Raw genomic sequence first — 22,306 nt, 5'->3', positions numbered from 1 at the left:
CACTCTGTAGCCACTGACTACGCAGCAGCGTCTCGTTTCACGCCACCCGGATCGAGCTACCGAGGTACTTGTTGAGTACGTCGCTGACCGAATCGGCATTGAACAGGGACAGGTCGTCCGCTATTTTGGTTTTCAGCGCGTCGAAATACGCCTCGTCAGTCCTGAGCTCACTGAACGACGCCGAAACGACCTGACAGCCGAGTTCGTCTTCGACGAGCCGACGGAAGTGCGGTTCGTCAGCGAGTTCACCCCGCCAGAGCGCATCACGGAAGAACAGCCAGCCGTCGGTCCCCGGCTCGTCGGACGCCCGGTACAGTGTCGTCTCGAACCGGTCAGGGTCGGTCCACAACCCATCTGCGGCCGGCTCCAGCCGTATCTCCACCCGGAAAACGTACCGTGCGGTCGCGCCGTCGGGCGCAGTCGGCTGGAGCGATGCGAGTCCGTCAGTCGTGTCCACGGTCACGCCGTCAGTCGTGGATGCCGTTCAGCCGCTCGGCGAGGTCGATGTCGTTCTCGGTGATGCCGCCGGCGTCGTGGGTCGTGAGTCGGACTTCGACTTCGCCCCAACGGATGGTCATCTCCGGGTGATGCCACGCGTCCTCGGCGATGCCAGCCGCAGCGCTCAGAAAGCCCGACGCGTCAAGGTACCCGTCGAACTCGAAGGCGCGCACGATTTCGTCGCCGTCGCGGCTCCACCCGTCGGGTAGCCGGTCACTAATCTCCTCGTCAGAGAGCAGGTCTGCCATATCGACCACGTCGGGCGGCGTGGGCAAAAAGGTGGGCGTGGTCAGTCATCCGAAAGGCGGTCGAGCACCGCGTTCGGGATGTCGTCGCGCATACCGTCGGGAATGTCTTCAACTGACATACCCTGGGTGAAATCGGGTTGGGTGGCCTGGTCGGGGCCGCCAAAGTCTGGGTCGAATAGCTCCAGCGCCGTGTGAATCGTCGACCAGTCGTCCTCCTCCGCGGCGTCGCGCAGGCTCTTGGTCGGTGCGGCGAGGATCTGCGAGACGATAGCGTCGGCCATCGCTTCGATGACTTCCGCCTGGTCCTCGTCGAAGTCAGCCGCCGAAAGTGCGCTGTTAATCTCTGCGGCTTTGACCTGTTCGGCGCTCTCGTACATCGTCGAGATGACCCTGTCTGCGCGCTTGCGCTTGTACTGCGTGAGCAATCGGTCGAACTCCTCGTCGACGATACGCTCGACCGCTTCGGCGGCTCGCTGTCGCTTGTTCCGCGTTTCGGCGGTCACCGACTCAAGCGCGTCGAGGTCGTACACGGTCACCGACGGGAGGCGGTCCGCGCCGGCCGGAACGTCGCGCGGCTGTGCGATGTCGACAATCGATACCTCGCCGACATCGCTGAACGTTCCGATATCGAACACCTGATCGCCGCTTCCCGTCGCCGAAATGACCGCACTGGCTTCGGAGACGGCCGCCTCGATGCCGTCCAAGGCAACCGCGCTGGCGTCGATGTCGACCGATTCGGCGACGTGTTCGGCGTGTGGCACGGTCCGGTTGGCTACGAGCAGTCGGTCTACCTCCTCGCTGAGCGCCTCTGCAGCGAGTTGTCCCATCTCACCAGCCCCGACGACGAGCGCTGTCTCGTTTGCCAGCGAACTCTCCTGTTTGAGAAGACGAACCGCAGCGGAGGCAATCGAGACGACGCCCTCGTTGATTTTCGTCTCTGTACGGGCGCGCTCGCCGACGTGAATCGCTTTTGTGACGCCGTCTTCCAGCATCGGCCCGATGCCGCCGACGCCGCGGGCGGTCTCGTAGGCGGTCCGGAGCTGGCCGAGGATCTGGTCCTCGCCCAGTACGATCGATTCGAGCCCGGCGGCCACCCGGAGCAAGTGACGGAGACTCTCCTCGTGGCCCATCTCGACAACGACATCGTCGGGCACGGCGCGGGTAAACAGTTCGAGCGCGTCGAGCCCGTCCTCGTGATCAGAGACGACGACGTACCCCTCGGTACGGTTACACGTCTGCAGCGCAATCGCTTCTTCGACCGCCGGATTCGCGAGCAGGGATTCGACGGCATGGCGCTCGCTGTCCGCCGCAGCGGTCTCTAATTGGTCGACGCTTGCGCGCTCATGGGAGATACAGACCCCAACGATTGCACCAGTGTCCCCTCTCACGTTTGATCACCAGGTAACTCTCCGATCACGTCTCTAGCTACTTGCTCACCCTTGGACCTGCCACTATCTAAAGCCTTCCAAACTTCCCGTGATCTGACAACGAACCTAACGGCGTCACGCCGTTCGGCCGGCGGGACCCCCCGCTCGCGCAGGTCCTCACGGAGGTCGCCGACGACCGCAGCCATCAGACCAGCGTTTCCGAACTCGTCTTCGAACTGCTCGCGAAGGTGTTTCGACAGCGCCGGCGCGCGCCCGCCGGTCGCAATCGCGAGCGTCACGGGGTCGTCCCGCACTGTGGCCGGCACGACGACATTGCCGAAGGACTGGTCGCCGTGGTCGTCGGCGCGGTTGACGAGCGCGCCGTGATCCTTGGCGGCAGTGCTGAAGGCGTCGTTCAGGTCCGGATCGTCCGTCGCGGCGACGACCAGCGCCGGGTCGATCCGCTCGACCCAGTCCCGTGCCTCCTCGGGGGTCGGTGCGGCCCGGACCCGCTCTGCGCCCCCGAACGCCCGGTCGGCGAACTCGGGGCTGAGGACGACGACGCTCGCCTCCGTGGCGAACGTCCGGGCCTTGCGGGCACCGACTGGACCGCCGCCGACGACGAGTACCGTCTCGCCTTCGAAATCGTGCATGAGCGGAATCATCGGCCGCCGCCCCCTGTCCCCCGAGTCCGGATGCGCACGGTCACGCTGTCTCTGTGTTCTGCCGCGCTCGTTCGTCCAGCCTGATACCTGTCTTTTTCAGGATGCGCGTCGAGAACAGCGTGTCCCAGTCGTCCTCGGACACGTCCCAGTGCTCGGCCATCCGGTCGCGGACCTGCTGGATTCGCTCCTGGCTCTCCGCTTCGCTTCGGCCGTGGGTCATCGCGAAGAAGTTGTACGGCCAGACGCCGTCGTGGCGCGGCCGTTCGTAGCAGTGGGTCACGAAGTCGAACTCGGCGATGGCCGGGCCGACTTCGTCGATGACCTCGTCGGGCACGTCCCAGACGGTCATCCCGTTCTCGCTGTAGCCGAGCGCGTAGTGGTTCGGGATGACGCCGACGCGGCGGACCTTCCCCTCTATGTTGAACCGCTTAATCGTCTCCAGCACCCAGTCGACGTCGGCGTCGATTGCGTCGGCCACGTCGGCGTAGGGCGTCGCCGTCACCGGCAGGCCGTCCTGAATTTCAAGCACGAGGTCCAGTTCGTCGGCGGTGAGCGACCGCTCCTCGGTCGGCGTCACGTCCGGCCCAAGGTCCGAGCAGTCGACGGCCTGGGTCTGTGGCCCCTCGACGGGGAATTTCGCGCCGACGTGGAACTCCTGCTGTTTCGGGAGGTTGTACGTCTCCTCGCCGGTTTCAGCCTCGATTTCGGCCAGCACCTCCTCGACCCGCCCTTCCTCGGCCACCGAGACCACGAACCACATGTTCAGGTGGGGGTGCTCGCGCTCGTAGTTGTGCGCGACCTCGGGGTGGGCGTTTATCAGTTCGGCGTGGTCGTCGTAGCTGTCCTCGGGGGCGTGAGTTGCGACGAGTGTGGCAGTGCCGCCAATCGCTTCGGCGTTGATGAGTGCCCCGAACCGCGTGAGTACGCCCGCGTCATCGAGGTCCTGTACGCGAGCTAACAGCTCGTCCGCGTCGATGTCGATACCGTGGTCGGCAAGCGCCGCCGCGGCCGGTTCGAACGGCTGTTCGACGACCGGGAAGCCGCCCTGGAAGGCGTTCAACACCGCCCGATCTACCGTCCCGAGGTCTTCGCTCATACCGAAAACTGTGGGTTCTGCGAATAAAAACAGCCCGGGACAGGCGGGCGAGTGCAGCCCGCACACCCGGGTCGCCGGAGCGTTTTACCCCCTAGCGTCCCTACCACGGATGTGGTAATCTCGACAGCCGAACTGACGGTCCGGCTGCTGGTCTACCTGTTCGTCTTGATAGGGGTGCCGCTGTGGTTCGTTCTCATGTTCCGGCTCATGGACTACGCCGCACACGACACGCTCGTCGAGCAGTTCAGCGGCCAACGCAACGGTCGCGACACCGGCCAGCTCAACGCCTACTTCGAACAGGCCGCCGTCGAAGCAACAAACTGCCGTATCTGTGGCGCAGCGAACGGCCCTGACTACACCTACTGTCACAACTGTCAGGAACGGCTGGTAAGCAGCGACTGACGTGGCTACTCGCCTTCAACGCCGGTGACCGCGTAGCCGGCGTCCTCGATAGCTTCGAGAATCCCGTCGTGGTCGGCGCTCGCTTCGTAGTAGAAGACTAAATCGAAGGAGCCGTTGCGGAGGAGCTGCTGGCACTCCCAGACAAACTCTTCGTCGTCCAGCGTGAGGCCCTGATGCTGGTTCGACGCGAACTCTGGGTCGTCGCTGCCGGAGTAGACAAACGTGTCCGTCGGGTCTAGTCCAGCGCCCTCGGCGATGTACTCACCGACCTCGATGGTGGCCTGCATCATCTCTATCTCGTCGCTGCCGTCGTACTCCGTGTGGACGACAGCACCGTTGAGCTGAATCTCGCCCGGCTCGAGTAGTTGTTTGGTCCGCCGATAGAGGTCGTCGTCGAGTGCGTCGGCTTCGCTCATACCATGCGGTCGGTGTTGCTATCCCTAAGACACTTCGGATTCAGAGCGCTGATGCGTCTACCCGAAGATATTCGGTTTGAGGGACGAGGCGGCGACAGCGGTGGGAACCCACACGCTGCCGAGTCGCACCGCTCAGTCAGTAGCGAACCCGTTGCAAAGCGAGCCGTCCTCGCTTACAGTCGCTTGAGGTTCTTCGCCCGCGGGCCTTTGTCTGCCTGTTCGATATCGAATTCGACTTCTTGCCCTTCTTCGAGGTCCGGGCCGCCGACATCTTCCATGTGGAAGAACACGTCTTCGTCGGCATCGTCGGTTTCGATGAAACCGTAGCCGCCCGTGTCGTTGAAGAAGTCTACAGTGCCTGTCGCCATGGTTACAGCCGCGTGAGGTTTTTCGCGCGCGGGCCTTTGTCGGCCTGCTCGATCTCGAATTCCACTTCTTGCCCCTCCTCGAGGTCAGGACCGTCGATGTCCTCCATGTGGAAGAAGACGTCCTCGTCGGAGTCTTCGGTATCGATGAAACCGTAACCGCCTGTGTCGTTGAAGAAGTCTACCGTACCGGTCGCCATTGCAATTTTAACGTTAACCCGGGGTATATTAAAACTATGCGCATATATTTCGTTACATTAGGCGGGAAATAACTGTACCCGGCCCCTTCCACAAAGCCCTTATTGAGTGGTTGAAATGATTACAACGATGCTATCGAGGGGGAAGCGACTGGGATATGCGGCCTACGAGCGATTGCTCCAGTGGGAACTGTCAGGGACGCCCGACCACGTCGCAGTCATAATGGACGGAAACCGGCGCTACGCGGAGAAACAGGGGGCTGAAAAGCAGGAGGGTCACAAAGAGGGGGCTCAAACGACGGAGGCACTGCTGAACTGGTGCGACGAACTCGGCGTCCGCGAGGTGACGCTGTACACGTTCTCGACTGAGAACTTCGACCGCGACCCCGAGGAGCGCGAACACATCTTCGACCTCGTCGAACAGAAGCTCCGAACGTTTGCCGACGCCGAACGGGTCCACGAGGCCGGCGTGTGTATCCGCGCCATCGGCGAGACGGAGATGCTTCCCGAGCGGGTCCGAGACGCTGTCGACTACGCTGAAGGGCGAACCGCCCGGTACGACCAGCTCAACCTCAACATCGCGCTGGCCTACGGCGGCCGGGCCGAACTGCTCGGCGCGGCTCGCGACATCGCCACTGCCGTCGAGGACGGGACTCTTGACCCGACGGATGTCTCCGCGGAAACCATCGAAGAACGGCTCTACGAGGGACCGACCCGCGATGTCGACCTCATCGTCCGGACCGGCGGCGACGAACGCACCTCGAACTTCCTGCCGTGGCACGCCAACGGCAACGAGGCCGCCACGTTCTTCTGTACCCCCTACTGGCCAGAGTTCCGGAAGGTCGACTTCCTGCGGGCGATTCGGACGTACCAGAACCGTGAACAGTCCTGGCGGACGACCCGTGCCGAGCGGTCGCTGGCACTGGTTCGCGCTATCGAGCAGTCGGAACTGCCGACCGCAAAGCGGATGCTCGGACGGTTCCGCGACGCGCTCCCGAGTACCGAACGCGAGCGACTCGACGAAGAGTACGACCTCGCAGACTGATCCTCTAGCGGCCGAACCGCCGCTGACGCTCCTGATAATCCCGCAACGCCCGCAAATAATCCCGCAGCCGGAAGTTCTGCCAGTTCACGTCGGTGAAATACAGCTCCGAATACACGGACTGCCATATCATGAAATCGGAGAGCCGCTCGGCCCCGGTCTTGATGACCAGATCTGGGTCGGTCGGGAAAACGAGGTGCTCCTCGACCGCGGCCTCGTCAATGTCGTCCGGGTCGAGTGAGCCAGCATCGACGTCATCTGCGAGTTTCTGGACGGCTGTCGCAAACTCCGACTGCCCGCCGAGGCCGATCGAAATCTGAATCGGTGCGTCGGCTGTCGTCTCGTCGTCCGGTACTCTGACCGCTATCTCCCGTGGTGCGGTGACGCTTTCGAGTTCACGCTGTAGCGTCGGGATCGCCTCTTCGTCGAGAACGCTCACGTAGACGACGACGGTGTCAGTGCCGTACTGAACAGCCCAGTCGAAGAAGCGTTCGAGGGTCCGATACGCACCGTCGCACAGCAGGTCCCGCTCTGTAATCACCAGCGCGACCGTCTCGGGCAGGTCGGCATCGCTGCGCCGGACGCGCGTTGCGAGATACCGGTCGTATAGTCCCACGCCCGCCGGTATGCTGACAGCCACAGTAAATCCCACGGTACGGTCGCCTCCACAGTTCGGAAAGGGTAAGTGCCTCTCGGGGATACCGGTGGGACGTGACTGGCACAGTCCGTCGGGCAGGTGCGTTCGCCGCGGTGGGGACCCTCGCGGTCGCCGTCCCGGCCGCAACGGGCTTTCGCTCGCTCGAACTCGCGACTGTCGCCGCTATCGCGCCCTTCGTCATCGTCGCCGCGCTCGGCGTAACGGTCATCGGACAGGACTCGCGGTTGTTCGACCTGTTCGCGCGCCCCGGCGACTACGAGGACGGGAAACTGTACGGGCTGGCGGCCTTTTCGCTGGCCGCCGCCGGGCTCGCGTTACTTGCCGTCCGGTTCAGTTTACCGGTGCCGGTGTTCGTCGGCGTCGTCGTTATCGTCGCCTACGGCAACCTCGGCCAGCGACTCGCATACACCGTCCGCGCAGACGAGGTGGTCGCAACCGCGGGCTTCGTCCTCGTCGGCTTCGTCGCCGGCGTCGCAGGGCAGGTGCTTGGAACGCGGATTCAGGCGGCCGTCGGCGAGGGAGCAGCCGCCGTCGACCTGCCGCTCGTGCTGTTTCTCGCCGCCAGCGGCGCGTTCGTCGCCGCCCTGCTTCGCTCGGTCCTGTTCGAACGGGACGACCCGCTGGTGATGCTCACCGTGGGACTGCTGCTGTGGCTGTTCTTTGAACTCGACCCGTCAGTGACGGCACGGCGCGTCGTCATCGCGCTCGCCGTGACAGTCCTGCTCGGATACCTCTCCTACGCGCTCGACACCGCATCCCTCCCGGGGATGCTCACCGGCGTTCTCCTCTCGCTTTTGACCATCGTGCTCGGCGGCTTCGGCTGGTTCGCCATGCTGATAACCTTCTTCGGGCTCGGTGGCCTCTCGACGAAGTACCGCTACGACGAGAAACTGGACCGCGGCATCGCAGAGGAGAACGACGGCGCACGCGGGAGCGGGAACGTGCTGGCGAACTCCATCGTCGCGCTGTTCGCCGTCGTCGCGGCGGCGGCGAGTCCGAGCCACATCGCCGTCGACCCGCTCCTGTTCTTCTATGCCTTCGCCGGGGCCGTCGCCGCGGCGATGACCGATACGTTCTCCAGTGAGTTCGGCGGACTCTACGACAATCCGCGGCTCATCACGACGCTCAGGCCTGTCGAGCCGGGCACTGACGGCGGCGTGACCTGGCAGGGCGTAGCTGCTGGGGCTGTCGGCGCGGGCATCATCGCCGGCATCGCCGCGCTCACGCAGGACATCAGCACGGTCGGCAGCGGTGTCATCCTCCTCTGTGGGCTGGTCGGCATGACCGTCGACAGCCTGCTGGGTGCGACCGTCGAGGGCTCGGTCGTCGGCAATCAGGGCGTCAACATGCTCGCGACCTTGGCGGCCGCATTAGCCGGGGTCGGCGTCGTGTTGGTCGTCGGCCTCTTATGATCCGTGAGGCCCGCCCCGAGGACGAAGCCCGGCTCCGAGCGATCCAGACAAACACGCTTGACGAGCCGTGGCCGGAACTACTCGGTGTCGGAATCGACGGTCCGCCGCTCGTGCTGGTACTCGACATCGGCGAGCCGCTCGGCTACGCACTGGTCGTGCCGGACCCGCCAGTCGCGTATCTGGCGGAGTTCGCTATCGCGCCCGGAAAACAGGGACAGGGCCTCGGGACGGCGCTGATGGACGGCCTGCTCGACCACCTCCGGACGCGTGAGTTCGAGTCAATCAGACTCACCGCGCGCGCGGACGACGAGCGGGCGCGTTCCTTCTACGACGGGTTCGGGTTCTCCTTCGCCGACGAACTGCCCGACCACTACGACGACGGCGACGGCGTGTTGCTCGTTCGGGACCTCTAACCCTCGATACGGACCTGCACGGCCGTCGGCTGTTTGACGTACTCGCCGTGGCCGGCAGCGATGACAACATCGACGCCGCGCTGTGCGGCGACGTCGAGGAGCTTCTGCGTACAGTCCGCATCGATAACGACGGTCTTGGGAACGTTTTCAGCGGATTCAAGCAACGAGACGACATTGTCGGCCTCGCCCTCCGAAAGCAGCGTCGCGTCCTCATCGACCAGTCTGGCCGTCCCGCTGTGGTTCTGAATGACGGCTTCGATGTGGTCCGAAAGCGAGGGGATGGTCGGTCCGTCGCCGCTTTCGATCGTCTCCTCGTCGGTCGTGGCATCCGTTACAGCAGTTGCATTTGAGCTGTCCACGACGTTCGTCGCTCCATCGGCCGTCTCGGCCTGTGCCGACCCGGTCTGTGCGCTGGGCGCAGGCTGGCTGTCAGTGGTGTCCTCCGATGGCGTGGCCGCCACGGCACCACCGTCGGCGGTCGTCGACTCGCCAGCATGTGACATCTCCTCGCGGATACTGTCGAGGCTCTGTGCGCTTGCGACCGTCTCGTAGGGCACCTTGTCCCGGAGCGCCGACATCACCTCGCTCCGGGAGAGGTCCTCGACGGACTTGCCGCTGGGCGTGACCGCGACGTAGTCCACGTCGCCGACCTGCGCGAGTTCCTTCAGGATGAGGTCCCCGCCGCGGTCGCCGTCGAGGAACGAGGTCACCGTTCGACCGGCCGTCAGGTCCGCAATAGCGTCGGGGACGTCAGTTCCCTCGACCGCCACGGCGTTTTTGATACCGTATTTGAGCAGTTGCATCACGTCCGAGCGCCCCTCGACGACAACAATCGCGTCGGAGTCGGCCACCCGCGGTCCTGCTGGGAGTCCCTCGTAGTCGGTCACGTCGGCGACCCGGACCTGCTGTCTGACCGTCTCGACGATGTCCGCGGTCTGGATCGACTTCTCCTCGAAGTCGTTCAGCAGCTCCGTCGCGCGCTCGACGACCTCGCGCCGCTTGGCGCTACGCACGTCCTCGATCTCGGAGACCTCGATCTCGGCCCGACACGGCCCCACCTGTTCGATGGTCTCCAGTGCCGCGGCGAGAATCGCTGTCTCGACCCTATCGAGGCCGCTCGCGACGGTGATCTCGCCGAATGACTGTCCACCTTCGGAGCGTATCTCCACGTCGATGCGGCCGACCTTCTTCGAGTCCTGCAGGTCCCGCAGGTCCAGTTCGTCGCCGAGTAGTCCCTCCGTCTGGCCGAACACCGCGCCGACGACGTCGCTCCGTTCGACGACTCCCGCCGCCGTGATGTCGGCATGTATCAGATATTTCGCCGTATCTTGCATGATTGTCCTGTTTTCCAGCCCGTCAACCGGTGTTCCGACGGACTGCTGTCACTATATTGATGTTGGGATGTACAGCGGAATAACCTTGCGCACCCGACTTGAGTATCAAATTGTCCCACAGTTGCGTGGTGAGCCAACACTGCCGCTGTGAAACACTCTCTCCCCGACAGGGCAGCCACTCACTCTAGCAGCGGTCGCATACCGTCGATACCGGCCCGGATGGCGTCGACTGGGTCCGTTGGATTGTCGTGTTCGAAAACGAGCCATTCAGTCCCGGCCTCGCGGGCCGCATCGACCACCGCCTGGAGCGGCACCACGCCGTCTCCGAGGGCAGTCGGTTCCCCATCCGCAGTCATGTCCTTGAGGTGGACGACAGGGACGCACCCGTCGAGCCGCCGAAGCAGTGCGACAGGGTCCTGCCCCGCCGCGTGCGCCCATCCGGCGTCAAACTCGAAATCAATCGTCGTCTGGTCGACGAGCGCGTCGAAGGTGGTGCCATCGCCAAGCGGGACGAACTCGTGGTCGTGGTTGTGGTACAACAGGGGCCGGTCAAAGTCCGCCGCAAGCATCCCGAGCAGCGTCGCCGTCGACTCGACCGCGCTTTCGCTTGCGAAGTGGTCGTCGTCGAGATACGGGAGCACGATGTACGGCGCATCGAGCGTCCGAGCCTGATTGCCAACAGTGCGCGGGTCGGACTGCAGGTCGTCCAGCTGGACGTGGACGCCGGCGATGTCGAGTCCCGTTTCGTCGAGCGCGCGCCGGGAGGCACCCGGGTCCCCGATACCGGCGAACTCCACGCCGTCGTAGCCCGCGACGCTGATGCGGTCGAGCACGTCCGATAGTGGTTCCCGGAGTTCACGGAGCGTCCAGAGCTGGATCGCTGTCTGCATACCGTTGCTGTGAACGCTGTCATAAAATAACTGGACGGGCTATCGGGGGGCATGGGATTCACTGAAACCGAGATCGACCCCGCACGGTTCCTCGAAGACGTGGAGATGCGTATCGGTGAAATCGTCGATGTCGAGCCGTTCCCCGAGGCACGCAAAGATGTGTACAAGCTCGACGTGGATTTCGGCAACGAGACCCGCCAGTCCGCCGCGGGGCTGACCGACGTGTACGACCCCGAGGATCTGCTCGGTTCACAGGTCGTCGCCGTCGTCAACCTCGGGACAGTCTCTATCGCCGGGTTCGAGAGTGAGTGTCTTGTGACCGGCGTCGACAGCGAGGACGGCGTCGTTCACCTGACACCAGAACGGGAAGTCGACCCCGGCACCCGCGTGTATTGAAGAATATAGTTCTTCAACAACTGTCGGTGAAGGTTCGTTACCCATTAGTACGGCCAGCGGCTAGACTGTCGTAATATGAGTACGGTCAGGGCCGCTGGGTGGACAGTCGTCGCGCTCGTATTGATGGCGCTGGCAGTGCCGTGGTTCCTCTGGGACAGCAGCACAGTCACGGCTGGGCTACCCGTGTGGCTGTGGTGGCACGTTGGGTGGATGGCGCTCGCGAGCATCGTCTTCGCCGTCTTCGCGCGCACGGACTGGGGTCTCGGGGTCGAGGAGGTGCGGTGAGATGGCTGATACCGCGCTCCAGATGGGTATCGTCGGTGCGTACATGGTCATCGCCCTCGCAGTCGGCGCTGTCGCCTACCGTCTGACCGACCGGACCGCCGAGGACTACTATCTCGCGAGTCGGACGCTCGGAACGGTCGTCCTGCTGTTTACCACCTTCGCGACGCTGCTGTCGGCGTTTACCTTCTTCGGCGGCCCGAACCTGGCGTTCAGCGCCGGCCCCGAGTGGATACTCGTCATGGGGCTGATGGACGGCATCATCTTCGCCGTCCTCTGGTACGTGCTGGGGTACAAGCAGTGGCTGGTCGGCAAGCGCCACGGCTACGTCACGCTCGGGGAGATGCTGGGCGACCGCTTCGGCTCGACGGCGCTGCGGGTCGTCGTCGCCGGCGTGAGCCTTGTCTGGCTGTTCCCGTACGTGATGCTTCAGCAGAAAGGGGCCGGTCAGGCCATCGTCGGCCTCACGAACGGCGCGGTCCCGTTCTGGGTCGGGGCCGGCGGCATCACGCTGTTTATGATTCTCTACGTCGCGCTCTCGGGGATGCGCGGCGTCGCCTGGACCGACACTCTTCAGGGGCTGTTCATGCTCTCACTGATCTGGGTCGCCGTCGCCTGGGTGCTGTCGGCTGTCGGGGGCGCGGGCGAGGCGACGGCCCTGCTGGCGGCAGAGGAGCCCGCCTTCGTCGGCCTCGGCGGCGGCCTCTATACGCCACAGTACATCATCTCGACCGCGGTCAGTATCGCCTTTGGCGTGACGATGTTCCCGCAGATAAATCAGCGCTTTTTCGCCGCCGGGTCGAAGAAAGTGCTCAAGCGCACGTTTGCGCTGTGGCCGGTACTCGTACTTCTCCTGTTCGTCCCGGCGTTCATGCTGGGCGCGTGGGCGGCTGGCCTCGGTATCACGGTGCCGGAGGGCGGCAACGTCATCCCCGCGCTGTTGGGCGAGTACACGCCGACGTGGTTCACCGCGCTGGTCATCGCCGGCGCGATGGCCGCGATGATGTCCTCCAGCGACTCGATGCTGCTGTCGGGTTCGTCGTATCTGACTCGGGACCTCTACCGCCCGCTGACCGGTCGCAGCGACGCTAGCGACGAATCGACTGACCGCCGCGAGGCGCTCGTCGCTCGCGTCGGCGTGATCGTCTTTGCCACCCTCTCGTTCATTGCGAGTCTCTATTCGCCGGGAACGCTGGTCCAAATCGGCGAGACGGCCTTCAGCGGCTTCGCACAGCTTACCCTTCCTGTCGCACTTGCGCTGTACTGGCAAGGGACGACGCGCTCGGGAATGTACGCCGGCGTGATCGGCAGCCAGGTGTTCTATGGCCTGCACGTCTTCCCGGTACTCTCGACACTTGGCGGACTTGTCGGTCTCAACATCGGCCTACCGGCGGCATACCTGGGCTGGACGCCGGGCATCGTCGGCATCCTGGTCGGCCTCATGCTGACGGTCGCCGTCTCGCTGGTGACCGCCCCCGCTGCGACCGAGAACCACACTGTCTACGCCGTCTCCGGCGTCGAAAGCGACTGAACAGGGCGGTCCGTTCAGCACGGGAACCGCCGGACGGCGACCACCGTTGGACATGTAAACCTACAAAAGCATCCAGACCAATATACAGATATGGACTCCGATAAGAACGTCGGCGGTCGCGACCGCCTGATTCGAGCGGTGCTGGCAGTTGTCCTGACAATCGTCTCTCTGCGCTGGCTTCGCAGCGGGAAGCGCAAGCGCGGCCTGCTCGCCGGGGTCGGCGCGCTCGGTCTGGGATTCAACGCCTCGACGGGTTACTGTGGATTCAACGACACCCTCGACATCGACACAACGGCCAGTAAAAACGACGACGTGTTCGCGCCGGATACGGACGACGAGTCGACGGACGTGAGCGTGGACTTTACCTCCGCTGACGACACCGAAGCCTCGAACGGTCACGCCAGCGGCCAGCTGACCTGCGCCGTCTGCGAGGACCCCATCGTTCCCGGGGAGCGCCGTGGGCCGAACGACGAAGGAGCTATCGTCCACGAGACCTGCGAATAACGGTCGCCCTTAGACGCGCTCGGCAGCCTGAGTCTGGTTCTTTTTATAATCACCGCCCCAGTCATGCACGTATGCAGACCCACATCGTCCCGGTCGGCTTCGACTACGACCGGCTCATCGCGCCGCTGGTGCGCGAGCAACTCGACGTTGACCGCGTCATCCTGCTTGAGGGGGCGGTCGGCAGCGAGGCCAACGTCGAGTACTCGCGTAACCTTGCCGAGAAGCTCGAAAAGGACTATCAGAACCTGCTCGGGGCCGAAACCGAGCGGTTCGTCGTCGCCGACGTGTACGATTACGACGAGGCCTTCGAGCAGGCCTTCGAACTCATCAACGCCGAACTCGACGCGGGCAGCGAGGTGTGGGTCAACGTCTCCGCGATGCCCCGGACTGTCTCCTTTGCCTTTGCGACCGCGGCCCACTCGATCATGGTCGAGCGCGAGGGCGACCGGGACCGCATCCACACCTACTACACGGTCCCCGAGAAGTATCTGGAGACGGAACTCGCCGAGGAACTGCGCAAGCAGATCGATATGCTGGAGGACATGCGCACGGGCGAGGATGTCGACGAACGCGTCGACGACCGGCTCGAAACCGCACGGGACCTGCTGGCGGAGTTCGACGAACGCGGGACGACCATCGGCGCGAAGGAGATCGACGGGTCACACATCGTCGAACTACCGGTCGCCTCCTTCTCGAACGTCAAGCCCTTCGAAGAGGTCATTCTCTTCACCCTTGGCGAACACGGCGAGTTCGAGTCAGTCTCCGAACTGGCCCAGCAGTTGGCCCGGGACTTGGGTGAGGAATACACCGACTCCTTCCGCTCGAAAGTCATCTACAACGTCGACCGGCTCGGCCCCGGCGGGAAGGGGTACATCGAGCAGGAGGAACACGGGAAATCCTACCGGACGACGCTCTCCCGCATCGGACAGCTGTGGGTCCGCGCTCACTCCGCCGAGGACCGCGAGCACCGCGAGCCAGACCTGCCGTAGTCAGCGCTGTAAATCTGCTGGAACGCCAGCGAAAACCGAAGTCATTAATCCTGCCGTTGGTGGAATACTACATACATGGTGCGTCGACTCGCTTCCGATCTGGTTCTCGCGCCCGTCGGTGTAGGGGTCTCCACGCCCCACACCACCTCCCCAAATCGACGCACGCACCGCTGACAACTACGCCACAATCCGATGCGACCCGGGTGTTACACCCACAGTCTGAATATGAGTGATACACAGGACCCACCGCAGGACGAATCGACCGCAGACGAATCAGAAAATGCCCTTGAGGGGGAGTACGACCCCCGCGAGGTAGAGCCGGAGTGGCAGGACCAGTGGGTCGCGGACAAGACCTACGCCTACGACGAGGACGCCGACACGCGCTTCACTATCGACACGCCGCCGCCGACGGTGTCGGGGAACCTCCACATGGGCCACCTCTATCAGTTCACCCTGCAGGACTTCGTCGCCCGCTACCACCGAATGGCTGACGACACGGTGTATTTCCCCTTCGGCTACGACGACAACGGCATCGCCTCCGAACGGCTCACCGAGCGCGAACTCGGTATCCGCCACCAGGATTACCCGCGCCGAGAGTTCCAGGAAAAGTGTCGCGACGTGTGTACACAGTTCGAGGACGAGTTCACCGAGGACGTGCAGTCGCTTGCGATCTCCATCGACTGGGACAACACCTACAAGACCATCGCGCCGGACGTCCAGCGGGTCTCCCAGCTATCGTTCCTCGACCTCTACGAGCAGGGCCGGGAGTACCGCCAGCGCGCGCCGACCATCTGGTGTCCGGACTGCGAAACCGCGATTTCGCAGGTCGAGCAGGAGGACAAGGACAAGTCGACGCTGTTCAACGACATCGCCTTCGACCTCGTCGAAACGGGCGAGGGACCGGCCGACGAGGACGCGACGTTCACCATCTCGACGACGCGGCCCGAGCTACTGCCGGCGTGTGTCGCCGTTTTCGTCCACCCCGACGACGACGAGAACCAGCACCTCGTCGGCGGCAGTGCGCGAGTGCCCCTTTTCGAGCAGGAAGTTCCCGTTATCGCCGACGAGCGCGTCGACATGGAGACCGGCAGCGGCATCGTGATGTGCTGTACGTTCGGCGACCAGAACGACATCGAGTGGTACCAGGCCCACGACCTGCCGCTGCGGCTCGCCATCGACGAGTCCGCGACGATGACCGACCTCGCCGGCGACTACGCGGGGATGCACACCACCGAGGCCCGCGAGGCCATCATCGAGGACCTGCGCGAGGAGGGGTCGCTGCTGGAGAGCCGCGACCACGACCATACGGTGCAGGTCCACGAGCGCTGTGAGGAGGAAGTCGAGTACCTCGTCACCGAGCAGTGGTACATCGAGCTGCTGGACAAGAAAGAGGAGTACATCGAGGCGGGCCGGCAGATGGAGTGGTTCCCCGAGAAGATGGCCACCCGCTACGAGCACTGGATAGAGGGGCTCGAATGGGACTGGTGTATCTCCCGCCAGCGCGATTCGGGCATCCCGATTCCGGTGTGGTACTGCGACGACTGCGGCGAGCCGGTGATGGCCGAGCGCGACCAGCTCCCGGTCGACCCGCTGTCCGACGACCCGCCGGTCGATAGCTGTCCGGAGTGTGGCCACGGCTCGCTGACCCCCGAGGAGGACGTCTTCGACACGTGGGCCACGTCGTCGCTGACGCCGCTGGTCAACGCCGGCTGGGACTGGGACGACGACGCGGAGGAGTTCACCTGGGAGAACCCCGAGCTGTACCCCTTCGACCTGCGCCCGCAGGGCCACGACATCATCTCCTTCTGGCTGTTCCACACCGTCGTCAAGTGCTACGAGCACACCGGTGAGGTGCCCTTCGAGAACGTGATGATAAACGGAATGGTGCTAGACGAGAACCGCGAGGCGATGTCCAAGTCCAAGGGCAACGTCATTCCGCCCAGCGAGGTCCTAGAGAAGTTCCCGGTCGACGCCACCCGCTACTGGGCCGCCGGGACCTCCATCGGCGACGACTTCCCGTACAAGGAGGGTGACCTCGAAGCCGGCGAACGCCTGCTCCAGAAGCTCTGGAACGCCTCGCGGCTGGTCGACCAGCTCACGCCCGCACGTCAGCCCGACGAGCCAGCGGATCTGGCCGCGGTCGACGAGTGGCTGCTGGCCGAACTGGATGCGACCGTCGAGTCGGTCACGACAAAGTTCGAGGAGTACGAGTTCTCGAAGGCCCGGAACGAACTCCGCTCGTTCTTCTGGAACACGTTCTGTGACGACTACCTCGAAATCGCCAAACAGCGGCTTTCAGATGGAGGAGACGCCTCGACCGAGTTCACGCTCCTGCAAGCCCACCGGACCTTCTTGCAGCTGTTCGCGCCGTTCCTGCCCCACATCACCGAGGAACTGTGGGGGCGCGTCTACAACGAGGATAGCTCCATCCACACGACCGACTGGCCAACCGCAGGCGGCTACGACGCCGACCTCGAAGCAGGCGAGACAGCGATGGAGGTCGTTTCCGCGCTCCGGCGGTACAAAACCGAGAACGGCCTGCCGCTGAACGCCGACCTCGACCACGTCGAGGTGTTCGGTCACATCGCCGGGTTCGAGAACGCCGTCGCCGAGGCGATGCACGTCGCACAGCTGGACACCTACGACGAGGCCCCGGACATCACGACGGAAGTCAGCGGCATCGACCTCGACTACTCGCTCGTCGGCCCCGAGTTCGGCAGCGAAGTCGGCGCGATTGACGCTGCTATCGAAGACGGCGACTACGATATCGACGGCGACGAACTGCACGCTGCCGGTGTCACGCTCACCGACGAGATGTTCACCGTCGAGGAGTCCCGGACCTACTCCGGCGAGGGCGAGATGACAGAAACCGAAAGCGCCGTCGTCGTCGTTCGGTAAGATCGGTCGGCGTTCGAAGCCGACCCGGCCGGCAGTCACGAGAGCGGCGGTTTCTCGCTCACAGGTTCCTCACTGCGGAGACGCCGCTGAAGATGACGAAGAACAGGCCGATACCGACGGCGAGCAGTGGCGCGTTCGATTCTTGATGCTTCAGATAGGCGTCGTCGGGGTCGCCGGGTGGCACGTACACCGTCACGGTGGCTCCGGTCTCGTACCCGTCCAGGACCGACCGGGCCGCGTCCTCCGTATCATACGTCGGGGCGATGTTCGCCGGGAAGACGTTCGTACTCGTGTAGGCGGTCCCGTCGTACTCGTACGTGTATCGGACCGTCGGCCGGTGGCTGACACCGGACCGTCGGCCGCCGGAACTGGTTTCGACGCCCTTCTCGACGAGTTCGGCGTCGACTTCGACGGCGTTCGTGAGGGCACTGGATTGCTGGGCGTAGTCGTAGGCCCCGTATCCGGTCATCAGCAGGCCGACGAGCACCAGGAGTACCGCCCCGCGAAGCGTCTCCGGACCGTTGATCGAGAAGCCGGTGCCTTCAGACATTCGAGTCAGTCCAGATTGGTCCGCGGAGACTGCTTGGATCGCGGTGCGACTGGAACCGTACAGTTCGATGGGTGGAGGGCACAAGCTGGCGTCCGAAACGTCGCCGCAATAATCTTCTGGTCTCCCGTCTCGCTGCCTGCGGACACGGCGACCCCGAAGCGGGCGCTCGTCGGAGTGACCCGACGACCGGAACGCGCGGTCTCACGCGCCCCGCCTCGGTCCCTCGTTGACCGCCACCAGTACCATCAAGGCACGCCGCGTGGTCGATTTCAGTATGCGAACGGAAGAAGCTATTCGTGACCGCATCGAGGCGCTGCAGGACGAGTACGACAAGCACGACCCGCCGTCGACCGAACTCGAAGACGAGGCCGAGGTCGCCATCCTGCGCGCTATCGAGGAACTGGAGTGGGTCCTCGACGAGCGCGAGACCGAAGACGGATTCACGACCTGAGACGGCGATAGAGGTGGTACAGGATAGCGCCAGTCACGCCTGGCGCTTCACTTTCTCTACGCGGGTTGCCAGTGCGAGAAACGTCGCCATGAGCGTTAACACGACCGCCCAGCCCGCCGCGAGGTCGTGGGCCAGCACCGTGTGGTCGAACCCGCCGGTGACCAGCGGCTCTGCACGCAGCCAGGTGTGGTGTGGCCCGTCCAGAATCGGGACAAAGTAGTCCACGATATCGTTGAAGCCGTACCAGAACACTGCAACGGCGACGGATATGACGGAGAAGCTCGCGTAGCGGTGGATGAGAAACGCTTCCAGCGCCATCGCCAGGTGGCTCAGAATCAGGAACCAGTAGAGCCATAGCGGAATCCCGCCCGGCCCGTTGAGGACCAACTGGACGTACGGCGTCCACAGGCCGAGCTTGATACAGCCGAAGAAGCCGAGCATGTGGAGCCACGGGACGTCCCAGTCGAGCCGCCAGGCCACCAGCGAGAGCCCGATGAACATCGTCGCGGCGGGCGAGTCCGGAATCAGGGGGTAGGCAGCCAGCGGAGCCGCACCGAGCTGGCCCTCCACGAGCGGGGGCGCTGTGTTCAGCGGCCGACCGGCGTAGTACCAGAAGCCAAACAGCGTCCCGACAAGATTGACGAGTGCGATTGGCCAGGCCAGTCTGAGGCCGACGTTCTCCAGCCACGTGGGCAGCGGCGCGACGTACCGCGGAAGCCCTTCAGCATCGGGGAGCCGCCGGCTGAACAGCCGTGCGACAGCCGCGTCGATTCGCCCGCCGACACCCTCGTCCGGAGCCATGTCGATGCAGTGGGGAGACGCGATGAAAACGGTAGTGGTCTCAGCCCTATCCTCTGGCGGAAATCGCTGCCGCTCGCCCGATAGCGGTCCCCCCGTGGGTGGGTCAAACGGCGTTCTGTCCCTCGAAAGGACACGCGTTAAGTAAATCCAGTACTAAGTTCGGATAATGACTGAAGAGACCGACCTCGAGGACCTCCGTCGCGGGACTGACCTCGTCAAGCGCGGCTTCGCGAAGATGCAGAAAGGCGGCGTCATCATGGACGTCGTCAACCGCGAGCAAGCCCGAATCGCCGAGGACGCCGGCGCGGTCGCCGTGATGCACCTGGAGTCGGTGCCGGCCGACATCCGCAAACGGGGCGGTGTCGCCCGGATGGCTGACCCCGGCAAACTCGAAGAAATCATCGAGGAAGTGTCGATTCCGGTGATGGGCAAGGCCCGCATCGGCCACACCGCCGAGGCCCAGATTCTGGAGGCCGCGGGCGCGGACATGGTCGACGAGTCGGAAGTGCTGACTCAGGCCGACGACCGCTACCACATCGACAAGCGCGAGTTCACTGCACCGTTCGTCTGTGGGGCGCGGAACCTCGCCGAGGCGCTGCGCCGAATCGACGAGGGCGCGGCGATGATTCGAACGAAGGGCGAGGCGGGCACCGGCGACGTGAACCAGGCCGTCACGCACCAGCGCAACATCCAGCGCTCCATCGGCATGCTCGAAGGGATGGCCTACGAGGAGCGCGACGAGTGGGCCCGCGAACACGGCGCGCCCCGGCGACTCGTCCACGAGACGGCGGACCGCGGCCGGCTCCCGGTCGTCAACTTCGCGGCCGGCGGCATCGCGACGCCCGCCGACGCCGCGCTCATGATGCAACACGGCTGTGACGGCATCTTCGTCGGCTCGGGCATCTTCGGCGCGGAGAACCCCCAGGCGATGGGCGAATCCGTCGTCGCGGCGGTCAACAACTACGACGACCCCGAACAGCTCAAGGAAATCGCGAAGAACCCCGGTAAGGGGATGAAAGGCCAGGCGAACGCGGACCTAGACGAGGAAGAGCAGCTGCAGGGTCGCGGCGTCTGACTGGAGCCACAACGAGTCGTTTTTGACCGCTTTCAGATACTTACAGACCGTCTCAAAGACGAAGACACAAGTTCCTACGGCGGCGATACGTGGCTGTGCAGGGGACGGCCACGCCTACGCCGACGGCCAACGACACCGGAGAAAGCCTTCTGGACCTCTTTACCGTGTTACAGCGGTCGCTGGACCAGTTGGTCGCAACGCAGGGGCGACTCGTCGCGACGCTCATTCTCCTGACCGTGCTCCTTCTCGGTGTCGTCGTCGTTCCAGCAGCCCTCTCCCGGCTTCGATCTGTCGCATCGGCCCGAACCGGGGACTGGCTGCAGATCATGGCCGACTACACGCCGACGACCATCCGGGGCGTGTTTCTCCGCATCGCCCAGTTTTCGATGGTCGTTCTCGTCGTCGTCTCGTTTCTCATCGTCTGGGGCGTTGTCGATATCGTCCAGACAGTCGGGCCGTACCTCAACGGGAGCGATCGGTCAGTACTGGCGACGATACAGACGGTCGTTCTCGTCATGCTGGCGTTCGTCCTGTCCGACCAGATGCAGCGGTGGATCGGGCGGTTCAGCCAGGCCGTCACCGGCTTCACCGAACATCAGGAGGAGATCCTCCTCCGGCTGGGGCAGGTCACCGTGTTCGTTACCATCGGTGCGACGGTGTTCGCCGTCTGGGGTATCGATCTCAGTGGCCTGCTCGTCGGGGCCGGGTTTCTCGGTATCGTTGTCGGTCTGGCCGCCAGACAGACACTTGGCTCGCTTATCGCCGGCTTCGTCCTGATGTTCTCCCGTCCGTTCACTATCGGCGACTGGGTGCTCGTCGGCGATCAGGAAGGGATCGTGACCGACATCACGATCTTCAACACACGGCTGGAGAACTTCGACGGCGAGTTCGTCATCATTCCGAACGACCGCGTGAGCGACCGCGCAGTGACGAACCGCAGCCGGAAGGGGCTGTTGCGGCTCACAGTCGACATCGGTGTGGACTACGACACCGACGTGGACCGGGCGATGGAACTCGCCCGCGAGGCGATGGCCGACATCGAGCACGTCGTCGACTCCCCCACGCCGGATGTGGTTCCGAAGGACTTCGGCGATTCCGCCGTGGTGATGGAACTCCGGTTCTGGATCGATCACCCGACGCCACCGCGGAAGTGGCGCGCCATCTCGGCGGTCGTCCGCGGCGTGAAAGCCACGTTCGACGAGGAAGACATCTCGATCCCGTTCCCGCAGCGGACCCTCTCGAACCGCGTGGACGCGGCGGACGAGGAGTCACTGGAAGGCAGCGTGGAGATGCGTCCGGACGGCGACGGGTAACCTACAGGTCGAGGCCGTCGAGAAGGAGTCCCAGCCCGAGAACCCAGCATCCCAGCGCGGTCCCGAGCGCACTGATGTAGAACAGCCAAGACAGTCCCTGCGCTGCTGTCAGCGGGCCGCTCATCGCGCCGGCCGTGGCATCGGTCGCGGCCGAGAGCGACCCGGCGGTGAGGGCCGTGCCTGCGAATGCACCGACTGCAACCGGCAGCGCCACGGCGACCAGCGCCAGACCGACGCGTTTGGCCAGCGCGGCGACTGCAGCCGGCTCGAGCGGGCCGCCAAAGATAGCGACCGGCTGTCGCTGTGCCATGCTATCTTATAACATGTTCGTCTGACATAAAAGTGCGTTCCTCGACGGAGACTGTGATACGTGTTTGGAGTACGCAGACGGTCCGCGAAACCGACGAAACGGTCGTTTCGGGCGCTGAGGGCGTACTTCTCCGATTACTCTGAACGACAGTGGCTCCGCGCCAGAGCGACCGCCGGTCGAAACTACTATCCCCAACGGCACGA

27 protein-coding genes are annotated in these 22,306 nt (G+C 64.2%); 13 read left to right on the top strand and 14 right to left on the bottom strand.

Annotated elements, in window-relative coordinates; translation table 11 throughout:
- Positions 1-37: 37 nt before the first annotated feature.
- The 5 genes from lwrS to ahbB are packed head-to-tail and all read right to left on the bottom strand — an operon-like array spanning position 38 to position 3,874.
- Positions 38-457: an LWR-salt protein gene (lwrS, locus tag AMS69_RS08160; RefSeq protein WP_053967861.1), complete on the bottom strand. Its 420-nt coding sequence runs from the start codon at positions 455-457 to the stop codon at positions 38-40.
- Between the two features lie 10 nt (positions 458-467).
- Positions 468-746, bottom strand: a complete 279-nt coding sequence (locus AMS69_RS08155; protein ID WP_053967569.1) for a 4a-hydroxytetrahydrobiopterin dehydratase — start codon at positions 744-746, stop codon at positions 468-470.
- Positions 747-787: 41 nt separating this feature from the next.
- Positions 788-2,134, bottom strand: a complete 1,347-nt coding sequence (hemA, locus tag AMS69_RS08150; RefSeq protein ID WP_053967568.1) for a glutamyl-tRNA reductase — start codon at positions 2,132-2,134, stop codon at positions 788-790.
- Positions 2,131-2,778, bottom strand: a complete 648-nt coding sequence (locus AMS69_RS08145; protein WP_053967567.1) for a precorrin-2 dehydrogenase/sirohydrochlorin ferrochelatase family protein — start codon at positions 2,776-2,778, stop codon at positions 2,131-2,133. The genes hemA and AMS69_RS08145 overlap by 4 nt, the downstream gene beginning before the upstream one ends.
- 40 nt (positions 2,779-2,818) lie before the next feature.
- Positions 2,819-3,874, bottom strand: coding sequence for a siroheme decarboxylase subunit beta (gene ahbB, locus AMS69_RS08140; protein ID WP_053967566.1), 1,056 nt, complete (start codon positions 3,872-3,874; stop codon positions 2,819-2,821).
- Between the two features lie 111 nt (positions 3,875-3,985).
- Between ahbB and AMS69_RS08135 the strand changes: the two genes are divergently transcribed.
- Positions 3,986-4,276, top strand: a complete 291-nt coding sequence (locus tag AMS69_RS08135) for a DUF7577 domain-containing protein (RefSeq protein ID WP_053967565.1) — start codon at positions 3,986-3,988, stop codon at positions 4,274-4,276.
- 5 nt (positions 4,277-4,281) lie between these two features.
- On the opposite strand, the gene AMS69_RS08130 is transcribed toward AMS69_RS08135, so the two are convergent.
- The 3 genes from AMS69_RS08130 to AMS69_RS08120 form a co-directional block, all read right to left on the bottom strand.
- On the bottom strand, positions 4,282-4,692 hold the full coding sequence (locus AMS69_RS08130) for a DUF5778 family protein (RefSeq protein ID WP_053967564.1): 411 nt from the start codon (positions 4,690-4,692) through the stop codon (positions 4,282-4,284).
- A 173-nt stretch (positions 4,693-4,865) separates the two neighbouring features.
- Positions 4,866-5,060 carry a cold-shock protein gene (locus tag AMS69_RS08125; protein ID WP_053967563.1) on the bottom strand — a complete coding sequence of 65 codons (195 nt, stop codon included), beginning with the start codon at positions 5,058-5,060 and terminating at the stop codon, positions 4,866-4,868.
- Between the two features lie 2 nt (positions 5,061-5,062).
- Positions 5,063-5,257 carry a cold-shock protein gene (locus AMS69_RS08120; protein ID WP_004517065.1) on the bottom strand — a complete coding sequence of 65 codons (195 nt, stop codon included), beginning with the start codon at positions 5,255-5,257 and terminating at the stop codon, positions 5,063-5,065.
- A 115-nt stretch (positions 5,258-5,372) separates the two neighbouring features.
- Between AMS69_RS08120 and uppS the strand changes: the two genes are divergently transcribed.
- Positions 5,373-6,299: a polyprenyl diphosphate synthase gene (gene uppS / locus AMS69_RS08115; protein ID WP_053967562.1), complete on the top strand. Its 927-nt coding sequence runs from the start codon at positions 5,373-5,375 to the stop codon at positions 6,297-6,299.
- A gap of 4 nt (positions 6,300-6,303) precedes the next feature.
- Here the strand turns inward: uppS and AMS69_RS08110 are convergent, their stop codons facing one another.
- Positions 6,304-6,912: an undecaprenyl diphosphate synthase family protein gene (locus AMS69_RS08110; RefSeq protein WP_053967561.1), complete on the bottom strand. Its 609-nt coding sequence runs from the start codon at positions 6,910-6,912 to the stop codon at positions 6,304-6,306.
- A 95-nt stretch (positions 6,913-7,007) separates the two neighbouring features.
- On the opposite strand from AMS69_RS08110, the gene AMS69_RS08105 reads away from it, so the two are divergent.
- A complete protein-coding gene (locus AMS69_RS08105) occupies positions 7,008-8,366 on the top strand; it encodes a DUF92 domain-containing protein (RefSeq protein ID WP_053967560.1) in 1,359 nt (452 codons plus the stop codon).
- Positions 8,363-8,779, top strand: coding sequence for a GNAT family N-acetyltransferase (locus tag AMS69_RS08100; protein WP_053967559.1), 417 nt, complete (start codon positions 8,363-8,365; stop codon positions 8,777-8,779). Before AMS69_RS08105 ends, AMS69_RS08100 begins: the two co-directional genes overlap by 4 nt.
- Here the strand turns inward: AMS69_RS08100 and dnaG are convergent.
- Together dnaG and AMS69_RS08090 are read right to left on the bottom strand one after the other, a co-directional pair.
- Positions 8,776-10,113 (bottom strand): DNA primase DnaG, encoded by a 1,338-nt coding sequence (gene dnaG, locus AMS69_RS08095; protein ID WP_053967558.1) that lies wholly within the window; start codon positions 10,111-10,113, stop codon positions 8,776-8,778. The two genes, AMS69_RS08100 and dnaG, sit on opposite strands and share 4 nt — an antisense overlap.
- Before the next feature lie 179 nt (positions 10,114-10,292).
- Positions 10,293-11,003 carry a sugar phosphate isomerase/epimerase family protein gene (locus tag AMS69_RS08090; protein WP_053967557.1) on the bottom strand — a complete coding sequence of 237 codons (711 nt, stop codon included), beginning with the start codon at positions 11,001-11,003 and terminating at the stop codon, positions 10,293-10,295.
- Positions 11,004-11,054: 51 nt separating this feature from the next.
- Between AMS69_RS08090 and AMS69_RS08085 the strand changes: the two genes are divergently transcribed.
- From AMS69_RS08085 to AMS69_RS08060, 6 genes are all read left to right on the top strand, one after another.
- A complete protein-coding gene (locus AMS69_RS08085) occupies positions 11,055-11,399 on the top strand; it encodes a tRNA-binding protein (RefSeq protein WP_053967556.1) in 345 nt (114 codons plus the stop codon).
- A gap of 75 nt (positions 11,400-11,474) precedes the next feature.
- Positions 11,475-11,684, top strand: a complete 210-nt coding sequence (locus AMS69_RS08080) for a DUF3311 domain-containing protein (protein ID WP_053967555.1) — start codon at positions 11,475-11,477, stop codon at positions 11,682-11,684.
- A 1-nt stretch (position 11,685) separates the two neighbouring features.
- The gene (locus AMS69_RS08075) at positions 11,686-13,212 is read left to right on the top strand and encodes a sodium:solute symporter family protein (protein ID WP_053967554.1); all 1,527 of its coding nucleotides are present in this window, start codon (positions 11,686-11,688) and stop codon (positions 13,210-13,212) included.
- 90 nt (positions 13,213-13,302) lie between these two features.
- Complete coding sequence (locus tag AMS69_RS08070) at positions 13,303-13,716, top strand: YgaP family membrane protein (protein ID WP_053967553.1); 414 nt, start codon at positions 13,303-13,305, stop codon at positions 13,714-13,716.
- Positions 13,717-13,787: 71 nt separating this feature from the next.
- Positions 13,788-14,705, top strand: coding sequence for an HFX_2341 family transcriptional regulator (locus AMS69_RS08065; protein WP_053967552.1), 918 nt, complete (start codon positions 13,788-13,790; stop codon positions 14,703-14,705).
- A gap of 225 nt (positions 14,706-14,930) precedes the next feature.
- Entirely contained in the window at positions 14,931-17,603 is a 2,673-nt protein-coding gene (locus tag AMS69_RS08060; RefSeq protein WP_053967551.1) for a valine--tRNA ligase, read from the top strand.
- A 58-nt stretch (positions 17,604-17,661) separates the two neighbouring features.
- On the opposite strand, the gene AMS69_RS08055 is transcribed toward AMS69_RS08060, so the two are convergent.
- A complete protein-coding gene (locus AMS69_RS08055; protein ID WP_053967550.1) occupies positions 17,662-18,153 on the bottom strand; it encodes a DUF3592 domain-containing protein in 492 nt (163 codons plus the stop codon).
- A gap of 274 nt (positions 18,154-18,427) precedes the next feature.
- Between AMS69_RS08055 and AMS69_RS20590 the strand changes: the two genes are divergently transcribed.
- Entirely contained in the window at positions 18,428-18,604 is a 177-nt protein-coding gene (locus AMS69_RS20590) for a hypothetical protein (protein ID WP_170083033.1), read from the top strand.
- 33 nt (positions 18,605-18,637) lie between these two features.
- Here the strand turns inward: AMS69_RS20590 and AMS69_RS08050 are convergent, their stop codons facing one another.
- Entirely contained in the window at positions 18,638-19,405 is a 768-nt protein-coding gene (locus AMS69_RS08050; protein WP_053967549.1) for a DUF1405 domain-containing protein, read from the bottom strand.
- 166 nt (positions 19,406-19,571) lie between these two features.
- Between AMS69_RS08050 and pdxS the strand changes: the two genes are divergently transcribed.
- Together pdxS and AMS69_RS08040 are read left to right on the top strand one after the other, a co-directional pair.
- On the top strand, positions 19,572-20,480 hold the full coding sequence (gene pdxS / locus AMS69_RS08045) for a pyridoxal 5'-phosphate synthase lyase subunit PdxS (protein WP_053967548.1): 909 nt from the start codon (positions 19,572-19,574) through the stop codon (positions 20,478-20,480).
- A gap of 89 nt (positions 20,481-20,569) precedes the next feature.
- Complete coding sequence (locus tag AMS69_RS08040) at positions 20,570-21,793, top strand: mechanosensitive ion channel family protein (RefSeq protein ID WP_053967547.1); 1,224 nt, start codon at positions 20,570-20,572, stop codon at positions 21,791-21,793.
- Position 21,794: 1 nt separating this feature from the next.
- Here the strand turns inward: AMS69_RS08040 and AMS69_RS08035 are convergent, their stop codons facing one another.
- Positions 21,795-22,103 carry a hypothetical protein gene (locus AMS69_RS08035; RefSeq protein ID WP_053967546.1) on the bottom strand — a complete coding sequence of 103 codons (309 nt, stop codon included), beginning with the start codon at positions 22,101-22,103 and terminating at the stop codon, positions 21,795-21,797.
- Positions 22,104-22,306 lie beyond the last annotated feature (203 nt).

Origin of the sequence: Haloarcula rubripromontorii, assembly GCF_001280425.1 — an archaeon.
In the GTDB taxonomy this organism is placed as follows: Archaea; Halobacteriota; Halobacteria; order Halobacteriales; family Haloarculaceae; genus Haloarcula; species Haloarcula rubripromontorii.
Note: the sequence above shows the minus strand (reverse complement) of the source record. Positions and strands in the feature narration are given on the sequence as shown.